Origin of the sequence: Acinetobacter lwoffii, assembly GCF_024129735.1 — a bacterium.
GTDB lineage: Bacteria > Pseudomonadota > Gammaproteobacteria > Pseudomonadales > Moraxellaceae > Acinetobacter > Acinetobacter lwoffii_H.
In genome coordinates, this window is sequence record NZ_JAMXXK010000096.1 from 1 (window position 1) to 2,341 (window position 2,341).

The following is a 2,341-nucleotide window of genomic DNA, read 5'->3' on the forward strand; positions in this document are numbered from 1 at the left end:
CAAGGATTATCTCTTGAATTAAATAATTTTGCTGATTAATTTAAGATCAAATAAATTGTACGTTTTTTGATTTATGACGGAAGTCTAATATTTAGGTGTTCAACAACATTTAAATCAAGCTTTAAAACTGATGTCAGATCGTCAAAAGCCTGACTATCGAAATTCGATTAAAGAATCTGTTTCGGCATTAGAAGGTATGTGTCAAAAAATATTAAAGAAGGACAAAGTAACTTTAGGTGATGCAATTGGTCAAATTGAAAAACAATATCCAATAAATCCTGCATTAAAAGCCAGTATTAAATCTTTATATGGTTATACATCCGATGCAGATGGTATTCGCCATGCAATGTTAGACGAATCAAATCTTTCTTATATCGATGCAAAATTTATGCTTGTTGCCTGCACAAATTTTATTAACTATCTGATCGACAAAACCAGAGATCATCCAAATTAGATCACATGACTGGCGACATGGATGTCGCCCGTTCGACTGTGCTAAAGGGACTTAGCATCAGTCGAACAAATGCATTTTGCTACTTTTGTGAAGTTCAAAAGTAGAGAAAACAGTCTTTTGAACTAAACCTCTGCCACCGCATTACGTCCTTTGGCCTTTGCTGCAAACAAAGCATCATCTGCATTTGACAATAAAGCCATCCAGGACACGGCACCAATGGCAACCCCAATACTGACCGAAATCTGAATCTCGTCTCCTGCTGCAGTCACAATATGACGCTCAGCCACTTCAGCCCGAATGTTATCGGCCACAATCAATGCCTGCTGCATCTGGATATTTTCAATCAGCACCAGAAATTCATCGCCCCCATAACGTACCAGCAAATCTGTAGCACGGACATTGGCCTTTAAACGCTCGGCCACCAGCTGAATCACCTGATCGCCAATAATATGCCCATATTGATCATTCACCTGTTTAAAATGATCAATATCAATAATCATCAAACAGGTTTGGCTCAATTGACCCGGCTGATTTTCCATAAAACGAATATATTCTTCTAGCGCGAAACGGTTGGATAATCCGGTCAAAGAATCGGAATGGGCAATATTCTTTAAACGGAACTCTAGCGCATCACGTTCTTGCAACATCTGTTGCAATTTCTGAATGGCAGCGAATAAAGAATCAGAATGATTCACTTCACGCAGCCGCATATCAATTTTCTGACGACCCGAGTTTTTAGACAAACTCAACAACATGCGGCGTGCCTGAATTAGCGGCAGAAAAACCTGTTTACGTGCAAAAATCATGGTTGAAATCGCGGTCAGCAATGAAATCAGCGATACCAACACGCTCCAGATCAAACGCTGCATATTGCTGTTCATCTCTTGAATAGCGGCATCTCTGCTATATTGCAGCAGGTAAGTTTGCAGGTCTACCACAGTCGCAAATTTATCTACGATCGCTTCAGTCAGCTCTGTTCCGCTCAAACGGTAGTCACGTTGCTCCAGACTGTCACTGATCAGCTCACTCACAATCGGTAAGCCTTGCTGAATAAACTCGGTTTCTACCCGCCGATGTAAACGGATGAATTCCTCAGTCTTATCTTTAACAGGTTGAATGGTATCAATCAAGGCCCACAAATAACGCACCTGATGTTGGGTCTGTAAAGAGCGGGTAATATTTTCAGTGGGAAGCGGAGCTTCAAAAGTCACATGCGCCATGATAGACGAGGCCACACGACCGGCCTGATCACGTAAATCAGATAAAAATAGAATCTGGCTAATATAGTTATTCAGAGGGGTCGATGAGCTATCTGAAGCTACTGCCACGTCACGTAAAAGTTCGCGGCAACTTTCCCAGGCAGCAAACATGGCCAAAATCGCCTGATCAAGTTCTTGCGCACTACGTTGCTGACGTGGCATCCGGGTATAGGCATCAACCTGTGCACGCCCTTTTTTCAAACTATTTTCAAGCTGTGAAAGTTGCTGATTCAGGTTGTTAAAACCGACCTCCGTCAAGACATCAGCCGTGTGAGCTAACTGCCGATCAACCTGCTGTCGATAGCTGACTAACTCTTGTTGATGCTGGGAAAATTCCTGCACCGAACTGGACATGGCTTTATTGGCAGGCGCACGCTCACGCGAAATTTTATTTGCCAGATCAGCGACCTGCTGCAAGGCATTCAATTGTTGATAGGTTTGTCTGGATTTTAAATAACTTTGACTACTACTCACAATTAAGGGAATACAGATGCAAAGCAAACATAAAATAATAATCGACATCGACCAGTACAAACGTTGGTGGTGTTTCAAAAAGTATGCTGACATTAAATGAAGCCATTATTGATGTAAAAAAAGGTTAAGTCGAAAGCTTTAAAATGGTTTTCAA

Annotated in this window: 1 protein-coding gene and 1 pseudogene; one reads left to right on the forward strand and one right to left on the reverse strand. The window is 41.5% G+C overall.

The genetic code is table 11. The features are described from left to right. Window positions 1-88 precede the first annotated feature (88 nt). A pseudogene (locus tag NI469_RS15575) lies at window positions 89-454 on the forward strand (AbiJ-NTD4 domain-containing protein); the annotation flags it as partial. Window positions 455-576: 122 nt separating this feature from the next. Here the strand turns inward: NI469_RS15575 and NI469_RS15580 are convergent. Further along, window positions 577-2,280, reverse strand: coding sequence for a GGDEF domain-containing protein (locus tag NI469_RS15580; protein WP_253175652.1), 1,704 nt, complete (start codon window positions 2,278-2,280; stop codon window positions 577-579). Window positions 2,281-2,341 lie beyond the last annotated feature (61 nt).

What these genes read in the sequence shown, in the direction of transcription:
- NI469_RS15580 (WP_253175652.1), bottom strand. Translation starts at nt 2,280, where the DNA reads ATGTCAGCATACTTTTTGAAACACCACCAACGTTTGTACTGGTCGATG.